Source organism: Allostreptomyces psammosilenae (assembly GCF_013407765.1).
Lineage (GTDB): Bacteria > Actinomycetota > Actinomycetes > Streptomycetales > Streptomycetaceae > Allostreptomyces > Allostreptomyces psammosilenae.
The window spans coordinates 2,537,237-2,552,500 of sequence record NZ_JACBZD010000001.1; the positions used below are offsets into that span (position 1 = coordinate 2,537,237).

The following is a 15,264-nucleotide window of genomic DNA, read 5'->3' on the forward strand; positions in this document are numbered from 1 at the left end:
GTCGGGCATGTGGGACATGCCGTCCGGGCCTCCCCCTCTGTCATAAGACCTGAGAGCTTCACCGGCCACGCGGCCCCGGCGGGGGCGGCGGCGGGCTTGCACCGTCGGTGAGAGCCGGGCGCGGGCGCCCGGTCTGCTTTCCAGAGCGGCCGGGAGGGCGCGGCCGGGCGGTGGGCGCGCCGGGGCGCCGGATCCCGTCCGCGACACCTCCGCCCCACCCGGTACGGGCTGCCTGAGAGTTTCCGGGGAGGATTTGCTCCTTCGGCGCCTCCGGTGGCCGCCCCGCCGCGCGAGCGGTGGACCGTGCCGGCCTGGAGGTCTCTCCCGTGCGGGGACGACGGCCTGGTGTCACAGTGCCCGGAACGCGCGGCCGCGCCTCGCTTCGGCGACGGCCGGCTGTCCGGGCTGCGGCGGCGACCACCGGACGCCACGCTGCGCCGGGGACCTCCGCCACGCCCCAGCTTAAGCCCTGCCCGGCAGGCGGCCACCGGCGGCGTGTCGCCGCCCGGCCGGGGTAGGCGATCAGGTGGCGGAGGGTGCGCCGTTCGAGCATCATTTCGCCGCTCTGGGTCGACAAAACGCCGCTTTTGTCCGTTTCCTGGTAGAGAGAAGGCTGATCACAACAGTCACATAGGAATCACATCCCGCATCGACATCGGCAATGGCCCGCCCGCACCACGCCGAACCTCCCGGTCACCGCCCGCACGGACGGCCGAACCGGGATCCCCGTTTCCCCGACGGAGGACACCGTGCAGACCGAGATCGACCCCAGAACCCTGATCGGCCAGAAGGCCGTGGACCGCAATGGTTCGAAGATCGGCACCATCGACGAGGTGTACCTCGACGACGCCACCGGATCGCCCGAGTGGGCCGCGGTCCGCACCGGGCTGTTCGGCTCCCACGAAGCCTTCGTCCCGCTGGCGCCCAGCGAGTTCATCGACAACGAGCTGCGCGTGCCCTACGAGAAGGACCTCGTCAAGGACGCCCCCGACTTCGGCGCCGGTCAGCACCTCTCGCCGGAGCAGGAGCTCCAGCTCTACCGGTACTACGGCCTGGAGGTGCGCGAACCGGGCGAGGCCGGCGAGGCGGCCGAGCCCGGCCCGGCGGCCCCCACCGCCACGGAGGACGAGCGGGCCCGGGCGGAGGGGCGCACCCGCGACCACGACTTCGGCCACGTGGCCGGCGCCCCCGACCGGACGGCCGCCGCGGGCGGTGGCACCGCCGCCGGCACCGCCGGACGCGGCGAGCCGACCGGCACCGTCCCGGACGCGGACGTCGGACACGAGCACACCGAGTTCGTGGCCGACGCGGACGCCACCGGCGGGGTGGCGACCACCCGCGACGTCACCGGCTCCCGGACGACCGCCCCGGCACCGCCCGACGAACGCGGCCTCGGGATGACGCCGGAGGCCGCGCCCGGCGACACCATGGGCCTGCGCCGGCGGCCGGACGACCCGTACGCCCCCGGCACGGCCGCCGCCCAGGGCACCTCCACCGCCCCGACCGGCTCCCGCCCGGTGACCCACCGGGAGGGCGGCGTCCCCTGGGAGCACGGCGCCGGCCCGGCCACCGGACGGGCCGCCACCGCCTACCAGGACGAGACGGCCACCATCGCCCCGGTCTCGGCGTTCCGCCACAAGTCCGACCCGGCGATGGCCGCCCCGGACGCCACCGGCACGGCCACCGACACCTACTCCGACACCGGCATGGCCCGCGCCACCGGCGCCGGCGCGGTGACGGCCCCGGGGACCGACGCCGACCTGGACATGGCCGCGACCGAGCGGGAACGCTCCCGGGGCGGCGCCGGGACCATGATGGGCCTGCCGGTCGGGACCATCAGCGGCACCTACCGGGTGGACCGCGTGGACCTCACCGACGAGTCCCTGGCCCGCATCGCGGACGTGCGGCTCGACGACGACACCACCGAGGTCTTCGCACTCATCGTGCAGTGCAAGGACGGCAGCGTGGATCCGACCAGCGGCGGCAGCCGTGGCCGGCACGCCCGCGGCTGGCCCGGCGCCTGAACCGGCGCGGCGCCGGACGAGTGGTGGCCCGGACCGACGGCCCCGGGCCACCGCTCGCGGTCAGCCGGCCGGCGGCACGAGCGGCAGCGGGTCCGCGGGGGTGAGGTCGGGGTCGTCCACGGCGAAGGTCCGCACCCGTCCGGGCGGGGAGTCGGGCCGCTCGAACCGGACGGTGACCCGCCCCACCCCGCTGCCCTGCACCCAGCCCGGCCCGTACTCCGGGTGGTGGACGTCCTGTCCGGGCCGCCACGGCGCCACCGCCGCCCCGGTCGCCGGCGAAGCCCCGACCGGCCCCACGCCCCCGACGGCGCCGTCACCGCCGGCGCCGTCCACGTCCGCCCGGGCACCGGCCGTCCCCGGCTCCCCCGCCCACCCCCCGGTCCCGTCCGCGGCCGGCGCGGCACCGTCCTCCGGCCCGCCCAGGGCGACGAACAGGTCCTCCTGGGTGAAGTCGGCCAGGCCGCTGATCCCCACCCCGAGCAGCCGCACTCCCCCACTGGTGTCCACGGCCTCCAGCAGCCGCCGGGCCACCTCCGTCACGACCCGCACGTCGTCGGTCGGCGCCGGAAGGGTGTCCGACCGGGTCAGCGTCGCGAAGTCGTGCCGCCGCACCTTCACCACGATCGTGCGACCGGAACGCCCCGCCTCGCGCAACCGGGCCACGCAGCGCCGCGCCAGCCGCTCCAGCTCCGCCCGCAGCCGCTGCCGATCGACCAGGTCGGTGTCGAAGGTGTCCTCCACCGAGATCGACTTCGCGTCCCGCTCGGCCACCACCTGCCGCGCGTCCTCCCCCCGGGCCAGCGCGTGCAGCCCGTGCCCGTGGGCCTGCCCGAGCAACCGCACCAACACGCCCTCCGGCTGCTCCGCGACGTCCCCCACCGTCTTCAGCCCGGCACGGCGCAGGTGCTCCGCCGTGGCCGGCCCCACCCCCCACAGCGCCCGCACCGGCAGCGGCGCCAGGACCTCGCGGTCCCGCCCGGGCGGGAAGACGACCAGGCCGTCCGGCTTGGCGCGCTCCGACGCCAGCTTGGCCAGCAGCTTGGTACCGGCCACCCCGACCGAGGCGGTCAGGCCGGTACGCGCCCGGATGTCCGCGCGCAGGTCCTCCGCCAGCGCCTCCACCATCGCGACCACCGCCCGCTCGCCGCGTTCCGCCGCCTCCGCCAGCGCGGCGCCGTGCACCCCGGCGCGCAGGTCGACGAAGGCCTCGTCCAGGCTCACCGGCTCCACCAGCGGCGACAGCTCGCGCAGGGTCCGCATCACCACCTCGCTCACCTGGCGGTAGGCGTGGAAGCGCCCGGAGAGGAAGGCCGCGTTCGGGCACAGCCGGCGGGCCTGGGCCATGGCCATCGCCGAGTGCACCCCGAAACGCCGGGCCTCGTAGGACGCCGTGGCGACCACCCCGCGTGGCCCGAGACCGCCGACCACCACCGGCTTTCCGCGCAGGCTCGGCTTCGCCGCCTGCTCCACGGCGGCGAAGAAGGCGTCCATGTCGAGATGCAGGATGCCGGGGACCGCTGCGGGGGCGGCCTCCGGGCCGGGCCGGGGACGCTCCGACCCCGCCACCGAAGAACCCTCCACACCTGTCGATGATGACGCACCCCGCCGACAGCCTATTTGGCTCGTTCGCCTCCGGGCCCCAAGCCGACGTCTTCCCTCGTCGTCGGCTGCGCTCCGGTCGTTCCTCCCTGCGCTTGCCGCTCCTCAGTCCAGACGCCGGCGGCCCTACGGCTCACTCGCGTGTGTGGCGGCTCACCCGCGCGCGGGCTGGCTACCCCGCGCGGTTGCGGCGGCGGCGGGCGAGTTCGTCGCGCGGGTCGTGCACCATCAGCGTCTCGCCGGTGGCCGGATCCTCGCGGGGCAGCACCCCGACGGCCTGCTCGACCTCGCGCCACACCGCGCCCACGGCGATCCCGAACACGCCGTGGCCGCCCTGGAGCAGCTCCACCACGTCGTCCGGGGAGGTGCACTCGTAGACCGTCGCGCCGTCGCACATCAGCGTCAGCCCGGTCAGCTCCTCCTGGTCGAGCATGCGCAGGTGCTGCGCGGCCAGCCGGATGTTCTGCAGCGACACGCCGACGTCCAGCAGCCGCTTGACGATCTTCAGCAGCAGGATGTCGCGGATGCCGTACAGCCGCGCTCCGCCGAGCGTCCCCCGCACACTGGGCTCCACCAGACCGGTGCGCGCCCAGTAGTCCAGCTGGCGGTAGGTGATCCCGGCGGCGGTGCACGCCACCGGACCGCGATAACCGACCGGTTCCCGATCCCCGCCGGGCAGTGGCTCGGGCGTGGACCGCCGCGGGTGCGCGACTCTGGCAGGACCTTCCCGCTCAGCGGCGCCCACAGCTGTCCTGTCGCCGGTGCTGCTCACGCCGACCTCCGTCTCCTCATGCCCCGGGAACGCTCCAACGGCCGGTCGGCCCGGTCCGGGCGCCCGCGGGAGCGGTGCCCCCGCAGCGTTCCTCCTCGAAGGTAGGCAGTCCCCTGGGGCGCGTCAACGATCGCCACGCCTGGCACGCCCAGCGGCGTCACCCGTGACGGTGGTTTGGCTAAACCTGTTCCGGGGTAAACGCAACGGCTCACCGCAAACGGGACGGCCGCCCGAGGTCACCCGGACGGCCGCTCCCGTCGGCCGGCGTCAGCCGCGCTCAGCCACCCCGGCCAAAGTCCTCCGGGGAGATCTGGTCGAGGAACTCCCGGAACTTCTCGACCTGGTCCTCCTGCTCGTCCGGGATGGAGATGCCGGCCTCCGCCAGCACCTCCTCGCTCCCGTAGATGCGGGTGCCGGTCCGCAGCGCCAGGGCGATCGCGTCCGACGGACGCGCCCCCACGGTCACCCCGCCGGAGAAGACGAGTTCCGCGTAGAAGACCCCGTCGCGCAGATCGACGATGCGGACCTGCTCGATCGTCTGGTCCAGCGCCTTGAGCACGTCCCGGAAGAGGTCGTGCGTCAACGGGCGCGGCGGCGTCATGCCCTGGTGGGCGAACGCGATGGCGGTCGCTTCCCCCGCGCCGATCCAGATCGGCAGATACCGGTCGCCCCCCACCTCGCGCAGCAGCACGATCGGCTGGTTGGAGGGCATCTCCACCCTGACCCCTACGACGTCCAGCTCATTCACGTGGCAACCCTATCGCTCGTCGGCCCGCCCGGCGCGACCGCCCGTTCGATCCGCGCCCCCTCCTTGCGCACCATGCCCCTGATCCACGGTGCTCACCCGCCTCCCCGGCGGCGGGAAACCGCCCCACGCCCCGCCCGCGGCGCGGCGTGGCCGGCTCACCCCGCCAGCCGGGTGCGCAGCAGCGCCTGCACCAGCGCCGCGTGCAACCGCACCGACAGGGTGGCCAGCTCCCGGGCGGTGGCCTCCGCCGCCGTCCGGGTCTGCGGGTTGCGGTGCCGGCGCAGCGGCGCCACCACCTGCTCCACCAGGCCCACCTCGCGGTCCGCGGCGGCCTTCACCGCGCGCAGGTGGCGCGGCTCCAGGCCGTACCGGCCGAGGTCGGCGACCAGCTTGGCGACGGCCAGCACGTCGCCGTCGTAGCTGCCGTCCCGGTCCGCCCAGACCAGCCCGTAGGACTCCCACTGGACCAGGTCCTCCTCCTCGACGCCGGCCGCGGCGAGCAGCTCGGCGCGGCCGAGGCGCAGCGTCGACCCGGCGCCCTGCGGATCGGAGCCGTCCCCGCCGGGCGCGCCCATGCCGTCCGGGCCGGCCAGCACGGCGCCGAGGTCTCCCCGGCCGCGCTGCGGGGCCGGCAGGGCCGGCGGCTCCTCGCCGCGGTCCATGGCGTCCAGGTGCTCCCGGATCACCTTCAGCGGCAGGTAGTGGTCACGCTGCATGCGCAGCACGTACACCAGGCGCTCGACGTCCTCCGGGCTGAACTTCCGGTAGCCCGACGGCGTCCGCCGCGGCTCCACCAGCCCCTCCGACTCCAGGAAGCGGATCTTGGAGATGGTGACCTCGGGGAAGTCGTCGCGCAGCGTGTTGAGCACCGCGCCGATGCTCAGCAGACGGCCTTCCGCGCCCGCCCCGGCGGCCCTGCCGGCCGCGGCCGTCGTCGTCCTAGCGGTCACGTTGGACTCCGTGCTCACCACTTCTCCCGGGAAGGACGGGGACCGGCGCGCGGCGATCCGCCGCGCGCCGGCCCGACGGCCGTGCAGCGTCACATGCGGTGACTGGTGAAGAAGACCAGCCGGTACTTGCCGATCTGCACCTCGTCGCCGTTCCCCAGCGGCGCCTGGTCGATCCGCTCGCGGTTGACGTAGGTGCCGTTGAGGCTGCCGACGTCGGCCACCGTGAAGCCCTCCGGGGAGCGACGGAACTCCACGTGCCGACGCGAGACGGTCACGTCGTCGAGGAAGATGTCGCTGTTCGGGTGGCGACCGGCGGTGGTCACGTCGGCGTCGAGCAGGAACCGCGCGCCGGAGTTCGGCCCGCGGCGCACCACCAGCAGCGCCGAGCCGCGGGGCAGCGCCTCGACGGCCGCGGCGGCCTCCGGGGAGATGGAGTCCTCCGCCGCGATCGGGGCGTCCTCCAGCATGGCGATGGAGATCGTGGAGGTGGTCTCCGAGATCCGCTCGGCGGGCACCAGGCCCGGACGCAGCGGCGCCCCGCAGTTGGAACAGAACTTGCTGGCGACCGGGTTGCGGTTGCCGCACCTCGAGCACACCGGCATGGACTGCTCCTCCTGGCCGGCCCCACCGGAGGCGAACCCTCCAGGAGAGGTCGATGGTTGCGACGAACCTATGTCGCGCCCCGTGCCGTGGTCAACGGAACTCGCGGACTGTCGCCCGTACGGGTCACCGGCCGGGTACGCCTCCCGGCTCGGCGTGCCCCGCATGCCCGGGAGGCCCCCGGACGGCCCGGCAGGCTCCGCCGGGCCGGTGGCCTGGGCGGGCGCCGCGTGGCGCCCGGTCGGCACATCCGAGCCGGACCGGCTGGAGTTCTTGCCGAAGAGCTTCGCAAACAGTTTCACGGGCGATTCCCCTTGAACGAAACAGGCCCGCCCGTGGGGCAGGTTGGACCCGGTGGACGGCGTGGGCCCGGCCATCCGGACGGACCCCTCCAGAGATTGTGCGACACAGCTGTGTGGGACGCGGCCGGCGGCTCCGGCCACGTGTCCAAGATTCTGTCAGTTCTTCCGCGGCGCTCCGCGACGGCCTCGGCGCTCACTCGGGTGCCGAGCGAGAGTAGTCAGGCGCCACCGGCGCTCGCAAGGCGTCGATCTCGATGCTGTCGGCCTCCTCGATCCGCACTGTGGCCTGCTCCTTCTCCAACGTACGCACCACACCGCCCGGGATGTTCAGGGCCGGCTGGAGGTCGTCCGGGTTGCCGATCACCTCGAAGCGGTACGGCGCGGAGACCGCCTGCCCGTCGATGTCCACGCCACCGGAGGGCCGGTCCGTGAAGTAGGTGCCCGCCACGACGCGCACGCCGTTGATCTCGATCGCCTCGGCGCCGGCGGCGCGAAGCTCCTGCAACGTGTCGAGCAGCATATCGGCGCGCACGGCCCCGATCCGATCTTCGACGGTCAGGGTGATCCCCGGCCCGGAGGCGCGTGCCGTGCCGGCCAGCACCCCGAGCGCCGCGGCGCGCCGCTCGGTCTGCTCCCGGGCCTCCTGCGCCCGGTCCGAGCTGTTCCGCAGCTGCCTGCGGGACTCCTCCAGCCGGCTCAGCTCGGTCTCCAACCGCTGCTGGCGGCTGTCCAGCTCGTCCAGGATGCGCACCAGGTCCTCCTGCCGGGCGCCGCGCAGCCGCGTGTCGTCGTTCAGCGACCGCACCTGGATGGCGAGGCCGAGGCCGAGGACGAACAGCAGCGCGGCGACGGTGAGTTGCGCGCGGGTCAGCCTCGGCGGCCACAGGCCGTCGACCAGCCGTCGCCGACCGGCCGCGGCGGTGTCCTGGTCGGTCTCCGTCCCCGTCACCGCCCCGGTCGCCGCGTCGTCCCGCGGTTCCCCGCGACCCGTCACGCCGGGTGACGTCGGCTCGGGCTCCGGCGGTTCCCGGTGGCCGTCCGCCGCGGGCTCCCCCGGCTCGTCCGGCTCCCCCGGCTCGTCCGGCTCGTCCGGCTCGTCCGGCGCGGACGACTCGCCCGGCGCGTCCGCCGCCGGCTCGGACCGACCGGGCCCGGCCCCGGACTCGGCCGCCTCCCCGGCATCGTCGGCCCCGGGCTCGATGCCCTTCGCCTCGGTGGTCTCCGGCTCGGTGGGCTCGGGCTCGGCGGCCTTCGCCTCGGCGGCCTTCGCCTCGACGGCCGCCGGCTCCTCCGCCGGGCGCCCCGACGGCTCCTCGGCGTCCCCGGGCCCGGTGGCCCGCTCCTCGTCGCGCATCGTCATCCCGTCCCCGCTCACGCCCGGAAGACGTGCCGCCGGATCGCCGCGGCGTTGGTGAAGATCCGGATGCCCAGCACGACCACCACGCCGGTGGACAGCTGCGCGCCCACGCCCAGCTGGTCCCCCAGGAAGACGATCAGCGCCGCGACCACCACGTTGGACAGGAAGGAGATGAGGAACACCTTGTCGTCGAAGATGCCGTCGAGCATGGCGCGCAGCCCGCCGAAGACCGCGTCCAGCGCGGCCACCACCGCGATCGGCAGATAGGGCTCGACGACCTGCGGAACGACCGGCTGCACGAGCAGGCCGGCGACCACGCCCGCGACGAGGCCGATGACGGCGATCACCCGATGTCCTCCCCTGTCTTCATCGCTTCGATGCCGACGCCGACGGCGCGGGCGACACCGCCCCACCCGCCCCGGCCTCCGGCTCGGCCAGCCGCAGCGCCAGGCTGGACGCGGCCGGCAGCCGCAGCTCGGGCTCGACGGACGACTCCACCCGGATCCGGTAGTTCTCCCGCAGGGCGTCCAGGTAGTAGCCGTCCGCGCTCGTCTGGAAGCCGTCGAGCACGCGCGGCCCGTCGCCGATGGCCAGGATCGTGTAGGGCGGCGCCAGGGGCGTGTTGTCCACCAGGATCGCCTCGCCCGCGGCCCGGATCGCCGACAGCGCCGTCAACCGCTGCCCGTTGACGCTGACCGCCTCCGCGCCCGCCTGCCACAACCCGTTGACCACGCGCTGCAGATCGCGGTCCCGGATGCGTCCGGCGTCCCCGAACGTACCACTGCGCGGGTCCACCCCGGCATCGCCCGCCTCGGAGCCCTCCGCGTCGTCCAGGACCAGGCTCAGCCCCGGCCCGGTCACCGGTGTGGCCCCGGCCAGCAGCTCCGGCAGCGCCAGCCGCTCCTGGAGCTCGTCGCCGTCCAGGGCGGCCCGGCGCGCGGCGTCCACCTCGGCGCGGACGGTGTCCACCTGCTCCTGGAGCCGGTCGGCCGCGGCGGTCTCGTCCTCCACCCGGCCCATGAGCTGTTCGCGGTGCTCCTCGGCGATCGGCGCGGCCGTGTACTGGCGCGCCGCGCCCGCCGCCAGCACCCCCGCCACCAGCGCCAGGCCGAGCAGCAGCAGGGGCCGGTGGCGTGCCCCGGCGGCGGCGCCCGGCGTCGTCCCGGCGGCGGTGCGGCGGGCCGCCGCCTCCGCGTACCCCTCGTCCAGGCTGTGGTCCATCAGCCGGGTCAGCAGCAGCATGGAGGCGTCCGGCCGCCGGTAACCCGCGCCGGGATCGGCCGGTGTGGAGGAGGGTTCCCGGCGATCGGCGCGGCCCGCCGATCCGTCGCGTGATCGTCGCTGGTCGTCCGCCATCCGCACATCGTCCCACGATCATGGATCGTGCTTCGAACAGACCTTCCGGACCGGCACGGGGCGGGCACGCCGGAGGCCCGGTGCGGGGCGCACCGCCCCGCACCGGGCCCCGGCTCGGCCGGCCGTCACGGCCGCCCGCCGCGCCTGTCGGGCACGGGCGGGCAGGCGGCGATCAGCCCTGGCCCGCGCGGTCCACGACCCGGGTCCACTCGTCGAGCAGCGCCTCGGCCGCCGCGTCGTCGGGGCCCTCGGCCCACAGGTGGGTGACGGCCTCCGCCGGGTCCGGGATGATCAGGCACCAGCGACCGTCGGCCTCGACGATCCGCACGCCGTCGGTGGTGTCCACCTCGCGGTCGCCCGCCGCCTCGACCACCGAGCGCATCACCAGGCCCTTGTTGGCCCACGGCGTGGCCAGCGAGCGGCGGTGCAGGTGCGCCCGCGGGATGCGCTGGTCGATCTGGCTCAGCGTCAGCTGGGTGCGGGCCACCAGGCCGACCAGCCGGGCGAAGGCGGCGGCGCCGTCGAAGACCGTGGAGAACTCGGGCACCACGAAGCCGCCGCGGCCGTCGGCGCCGAAGGACATCCGGTCCTGGGCGGTGGCCGTGGTCAGGTGGTCCGGGGAGGTGGTGGTCCACTGCACCTGCACCCCGTGGAACGCCGCGACCTGCTCGGCGATCCGGGTCGTGGTCACCGGCAGGGCGACCCGGCCCTTGCGCCGGTCGGCCGCCACCAGGTCCAGGAAGACCAGCAGGGCACGCTCGTCCTCGACGATCGCGCCGTTCTCGTCCACCAGCGCGATCCGCTCGCCCACCGGGTCGAAGCGCACGCCGAAGGCGGCCCGCGAGGAGGCCACCACCTCGCCCAGCCGGACCAGGCCGGCGCGCCGCTCCTCGGCGGTCTCGGTGGGCCGCGACTCGTCCAGGCCGGCGTTGATGGTGAGCGCGTCCACCCCCAGCCGGCCGATCAGGCTGGGCAGGACCAGGCCGGCGTTGCCGTGTGCCGCGTCCACCACGACCTTGAGGTTCGCCTCAGCGACCCCCGAGGTGTCGATGGACTTCAGCACCGAGCTGGCGTAGCTGTCGAAGACGTTCGCCGGGAAGGAGAGGTCGCCGATCTCCCCGGGGAAGGCCCGCCGGTACTCCTGGCGGGCGTACACCCGGTCCAGCTTGCGCTGGGCCGCCTGGGAGAGGTCCGCGCCGCGCTGGTCGAAGAAGATGATGTCCACCGAGTCCGGGACGCCGGGGGTGGTGCGGATGTAGATCCCGCCGGCGCTTCCGCGCGCGGTGTGCTGGCGGGCCACCGGCATCGGCACGTTCTCCAGGTCGCGCACGTTTATGGCGCTGGTCTGGAGGGCGGAGATCATCGCCCGCTTCAGGGCGCGGGCACCACGGGAGTGGTCCCGTGCCGTGGTGACGGTCGAACCCTTCTTCAGGGTGGTGGCGTAGGCCCCGGCGAGGCGCACGGCCAGCTCCGGGGTGATCTCCACGTTGAGGATGCCCGAGACACCGCGGGCGCCGAAGAGGTGCTTCTGCCCCCTGGACTCCCAGATCACCGAGTTGGTGACGACGGCGCCTTCCTCGATCGTCTTGAACGGGTAGACGCGCACGTCACCCGAGATGATCGACTCCTCGCCGATCAGGCACTCGTCACCGATCACCGCCCCCTCGTCGATCCGGGCGGCCCGCATCACGTCGGTGTTCTTGCCGACCACGCAGCCCCGCAGGTTGGTCTGCGCTCCGACGAACACGTTGTCGTGGACCACCGCGCGGTGCAGGAAGGCGCCGCGCTTGACCACGACGTTGCTGCCGAGGACGGTGTGCTCGCGGATCTCCGCCCCGGCCTCCACCTTGGCGTAGTCGCCGATGTAGGCCGGGCCGCGGACGACGGCTTCCGGGTCGACCTCCGCGCCCTCGGCCATCCACACGCCGGGCGAGATCTCGAAGCCGTCGATCTCGACGTCGACCTTGCCCTCCAGGACGTCGGCCTGCGCCTTGACGTAGCTCTCGTGGGTGCCCACGTCCTCCCAGTAGCCCTCGGCCACGTAGCCGTAGATCGGCTTGCCTTCCTTCATCAACTGGGGGAAGACGTCGCCCGACCAGTCCACCGACTCGTCGGCGGCGACGTAGTCGAAGATCTCGGGCTCCATGACGTAAATGCCGGTGTTCACGGTGTCGGAGAACACCTGCCCCCAGGTGGGCTTCTCCAGAAAGCGTTCGACGCGGCCGGCGTCGTCGACGATGGTGATACCGAACTCAAGAGGGTTGGGGACACGCGTGAGGCATACGGTGACCAGACCGCCCTTCTCCTTGTGGAAACGGATGAGGTCGGTGAGGTCGAAATCGGTGAGCGCGTCGCCGGAGATCACCAGGAAGGAGTCGTCCTTCAGCGCTTCCTCGGCGTTCTTCACGCTGCCCGCCGTGCCGAGGGGGCTCTCCTCGGTGGCATAGGTAAGGCTCATGCCCAGCTCTTCGCCGTCACCAAAGTAATTGCGGACGAGCGAGGCCAGGAACTGGACGGTGACCACGGTCTCGGTCAGGCCATGCTTCTTCAACAACCGGAGCACGTGCTCCATGATCGGCCGGTTCACCACCGGCAGGAGCGGCTTGGGCATACTCGCGGTCATTGGCCTGAGGCGAGTACCCTCGCCACCGGCCATCACAACGGCCTTCATGTCGTTGCGTCCTCCCTATGTATGCGCATGTCATCAAGGGGAGCCAGTGCCGTACGCCGGTGTACGGGGCGAGGACCACCACAACGGCACCGGAAGAGTGCACGGCCGGGGTTCCTCGGGGCTCAGCGGCGGGCAGGCCGCACCAGGCGGGCCACCTGCACCACGTACAGAATCCCTGCCCACCAATAGAGCCCCGTACCCCACCAAGCGAACGCCCATCCGAAAATCGTCGCCAAGGTAGCCACATGGCCGCCCAGGTCCCCCAGCAGGAGCAACGGGAAGGCGTACATCAGGCTGAAGGTCGCGGCCTTGCCGAGGAAGTTCACCTGGAGGGGCCCGTACCGGTGGTGACGCAGGATCGGCAGCGTCACTCCCACCATGACATCGCGGGCGAGGAGCACCACGACCAGCCACCACGGGATCACTTCGCGGAAGCCGAGTCCCAGAAGAGTGGAGAGGACGTAGAGTCGGTCGGCGGCCGGGTCCAGGAGCTGGCCGAGCCGGCTGATCTGGTTCCAGCGCCGGGCCAGTTTGCCGTCGAGGTAGTCGCTCACCCCGCTCAACGCGAGAATGAGCAGTGCCCAGCCGTCCGCCTGCGGGCCGCCGAATACCGGCCGCATCACGAGCCAGAAGAAAACCGGCACCCCGACGAGCCGCAGCGCGCTCAGAATGTTGGGGATGGTGAGGACACGGTCTGTCTGCACCCGTGTCTCCTGTACCTCCACCCGAGTTGCCTCCCGTGCCGCGCGATGGGGCCGACCGTCGATCCTTGTCGACTCTACCTCGCGCCTCCGTCGGAGCGTCGCCACCAGGCAGTCGTACCTGTCACAGGCCCACGCGGGAGGGACGGTGCGGACACCCGCCCGGGGGCCCGGGCAACCGCGAACGCGAAAAAGGGGTGTGGCCCCGACCGATTGAACTCGGTCGGGGCCACACCCCTTCACAAATATTCCGGCGGCGTCCTACTCTCCCACACACTCCCGCATGCAGTACCATCGGCGCTGTAAGGCTTAGCTTCCGGGTTCGGAATGTAACCGGGCGTTTCCCTCACGCTATGACCACCGGAAACCTTGGGAACACAAGGCAACCAGCAAATTATTCACTTAACACTGGTCCTGGTCATTGTTCCAGAACCACACAGTGGACGCGTAGCATCTATGGACAAGCCCTCGGCCTATTAGTACCGGTCAGCTCCACACCTCACAGTGCTTCCACACCCGGCCTATCAACCCGGTCGTCTACCGGGAGCCTTAACCCATCACGTGGGTGGGAGTCCTCATCTCGAAGCAAGCTTCCCGCTTAGATGCTTTCAGCGGTTATCCCTCCCGAACGTAGCCAACCAGCCATGCCCTTGGCAGAACAACTGGCACACCAGAGGTTCGTCCGTCCCGGTCCTCTCGTACTAGGGACAGCCCTTCTCAAGACTCCTACGCGCACAGCGGATAGGGACCGAACTGTCTCACGACGTTCTAAACCCAGCTCGCGTACCGCTTTAATGGGCGAACAGCCCAACCCTTGGGACCAACTCCAGCCCCAGGATGCGACGAGCCGACATCGAGGTGCCAAACCATCCCGTCGATATGGACTCTTGGGGAAGATCAGCCTGTTATCCCCGGGGTACCTTTTATCCGTTGAGCGACGGCGCTTCCACAAGCCACCGCCGGATCACTAGTCCCTGCTTTCGCACCTGCTCGACCCGTCAGTCTCACAGTCAAGCTCCCTTGTGCACTTACACTCAACACCTGATTGCCAACCAGGCTGAGGGAACCTTTGGGCGCCTCCGTTACCCTTTAGGAGGCAACCGCCCCAGTTAAACTACCCACCAGACACTGTCCCTGATCCGGATCACGGACCCAGGTTAGACATCCAGCACGACCAGAGTGGTATTTCAACAACGCCTCCACCACGCCTAGCGACGCGGCTTCACCGGCTCCCACCTATCCTACACAAGCCGAACCGAACACCAATATCAAGCTATAGTAAAGGTCCCGGGGTCTTTCCGTCCTGCTGCGCGAAACGAGCATCTTTACTCGTAATGCAATTTCACCGGGCCCATGGTTGAGACAGTCGAGAAGTCGTTACGCCATTCGTGCAGGTCGGAACTTACCCGACAAGGAATTTCGCTACCTTAGGATGGTTATAGTTACCACCGCCGTTTACTGGCGCTTAAGTTCTCAGCTTCGCCAACCCTGAAGAGTCGACTAACCGGTCCCCTTAACGTTCCAGCACCGGGCAGGCGTCAGTCCGTATACATCGCCTTACGGCTTCGCACGGACCTGTGTTTTTAGTAAACAGTCGCTTCTCGCTGGTCTCTGCGGCCACCACCAGCTCCAGGAGCAAGTCCCTTCACCAGCAGCGGCCCCCCTTCTCCCGAAGTTACGGGGGCATTTTGCCGAGTTCCTTAACCATGGTTCACCCGAACGCCTCGGTATTCTCTACCTGACCACCTGAGTCGGTTTAGGGTACGGGCCGCTCCAACACTCGCTAGAGGCTTTTCTCGACAGCATAGGATCATCCACTTCGCCACAAAGGCTCGGCATCAGGTCTCAAGCACATGCCAGGCGGATTTGCCTACCTGGCGCCCTACACCCTTACCCCGGGACAACCACCGCCCGGGCTGGACTACCTTCCTGCGTCACCCCATCACTCACCTACTACCCCTTTGGGTCACCGGCTCCACTCCCGCAGTCCCGAAGGACCACGAAAGCTTCACGGGCTTAGCATCAGAGGGTTCAGCGTTGGGCGCGTTGAAACGGGTACGGGAATATCAACCCGTTGTCCATCGACTACGCCTGTCGGCCTCGCCTTAGGTCCCGACTTACCCTGGGCGGATCAACCTGCCCCAGGAACCCTTAGTCAATCGGCGCAGGAGTTTCTCACTCCTG

General features: G+C 71.5%; 10 protein-coding genes, 2 rRNA genes, 1 pseudogene and 2 riboswitches (1 of these 15 running past the window's edge). Of the genes and pseudogenes, 1 reads left to right on the forward strand and 12 read right to left on the reverse strand.

The annotated features are described in order from the left end of the window. Positions 1–27: 27 nt before the first annotated feature. Positions 28–154: riboswitch (glycine riboswitch) on the reverse strand. 55 nt (positions 155–209) lie between these two features. Next, positions 210–337, reverse strand: a riboswitch (glycine riboswitch). Positions 338–749: 412 nt separating this feature from the next. Further along, positions 750–1,184: pseudogene (locus tag FHU37_RS27990) on the forward strand (PRC-barrel domain-containing protein); the annotation flags it as partial. A gap of 900 nt (positions 1,185–2,084) precedes the next feature. On the opposite strand, the gene FHU37_RS10315 reads toward FHU37_RS27990, so the two are convergent. The 12 genes from FHU37_RS10315 to FHU37_RS10370 all read right to left on the reverse strand — a co-directional run. Continuing rightward, positions 2,085–3,605, reverse strand: a complete 1,521-nt coding sequence (locus FHU37_RS10315) for a DNA polymerase IV (RefSeq protein ID WP_376773916.1) — start codon at positions 3,603–3,605, stop codon at positions 2,085–2,087. 190 nt (positions 3,606–3,795) lie between these two features. Then, positions 3,796–4,395: a MerR family transcriptional regulator gene (locus FHU37_RS10320; protein WP_179813918.1), complete on the reverse strand. Its 600-nt coding sequence runs from the start codon at positions 4,393–4,395 to the stop codon at positions 3,796–3,798. Positions 4,396–4,672: 277 nt separating this feature from the next. After that, positions 4,673–5,143: a bifunctional nuclease family protein gene (locus tag FHU37_RS10325; RefSeq protein WP_179813919.1), complete on the reverse strand. Its 471-nt coding sequence runs from the start codon at positions 5,141–5,143 to the stop codon at positions 4,673–4,675. Between the two features lie 155 nt (positions 5,144–5,298). Then, the gene (gene ftsR / locus FHU37_RS10330) at positions 5,299–6,093 is read right to left on the reverse strand and encodes a transcriptional regulator FtsR (RefSeq protein ID WP_179813920.1); all 795 of its coding nucleotides are present in this window, start codon (positions 6,091–6,093) and stop codon (positions 5,299–5,301) included. An 89-nt stretch (positions 6,094–6,182) separates the two neighbouring features. Beyond that, a complete protein-coding gene (locus FHU37_RS29265; protein WP_312892534.1) occupies positions 6,183–6,695 on the reverse strand; it encodes a double zinc ribbon and FHA domain-containing protein in 513 nt (170 codons plus the stop codon). Between the two features lie 493 nt (positions 6,696–7,188). Next, entirely contained in the window at positions 7,189–8,196 is a 1,008-nt protein-coding gene (locus FHU37_RS10340) for a DUF881 domain-containing protein (protein ID WP_312892756.1), read from the reverse strand. 170 nt (positions 8,197–8,366) lie between these two features. Next, positions 8,367–8,699, reverse strand: a complete 333-nt coding sequence (locus FHU37_RS10345) for a small basic family protein (RefSeq protein ID WP_179813922.1) — start codon at positions 8,697–8,699, stop codon at positions 8,367–8,369. 19 nt (positions 8,700–8,718) lie between these two features. Then, positions 8,719–9,708 (reverse strand): DUF881 domain-containing protein, encoded by a 990-nt coding sequence (locus tag FHU37_RS10350; RefSeq protein WP_179813923.1) that lies wholly within the window; start codon positions 9,706–9,708, stop codon positions 8,719–8,721. 172 nt (positions 9,709–9,880) lie between these two features. Further along, positions 9,881–12,379, reverse strand: coding sequence for a mannose-1-phosphate guanyltransferase (locus tag FHU37_RS10355; protein ID WP_179813924.1), 2,499 nt, complete (start codon positions 12,377–12,379; stop codon positions 9,881–9,883). Between the two features lie 122 nt (positions 12,380–12,501). Continuing rightward, positions 12,502–13,104 (reverse strand): cardiolipin synthase ClsA, encoded by a 603-nt coding sequence (gene clsA / locus FHU37_RS10360; protein ID WP_179813925.1) that lies wholly within the window; start codon positions 13,102–13,104, stop codon positions 12,502–12,504. A gap of 224 nt (positions 13,105–13,328) precedes the next feature. After that, positions 13,329–13,445: ribosomal RNA gene (gene rrf / locus FHU37_RS10365) — 5S ribosomal RNA — on the reverse strand. A 91-nt stretch (positions 13,446–13,536) separates the two neighbouring features. After that, positions 13,537–15,264: ribosomal RNA gene (locus FHU37_RS10370) — 23S ribosomal RNA — on the reverse strand (it continues 1,377 nt past the right edge of the window).

Bases quoted from the DNA above. Each gene is read 5' to 3' on its own strand.
- FHU37_RS29265 (WP_312892534.1), bottom strand. From the start codon at position 6,695: ATGCCGGTGTGCTCGAGGTGCGGCAACCGCAACCCGGTCGCCAGCAAG.
- FHU37_RS10350 (WP_179813923.1), bottom strand. From the start codon at position 9,708: ATGGCGGACGACCAGCGACGATCACGCGACGGATCGGCGGGCCGCGCC.
- FHU37_RS10355 (WP_179813924.1), bottom strand. From the start codon at position 12,379: ATGAAGGCCGTTGTGATGGCCGGTGGCGAGGGTACTCGCCTCAGGCCA.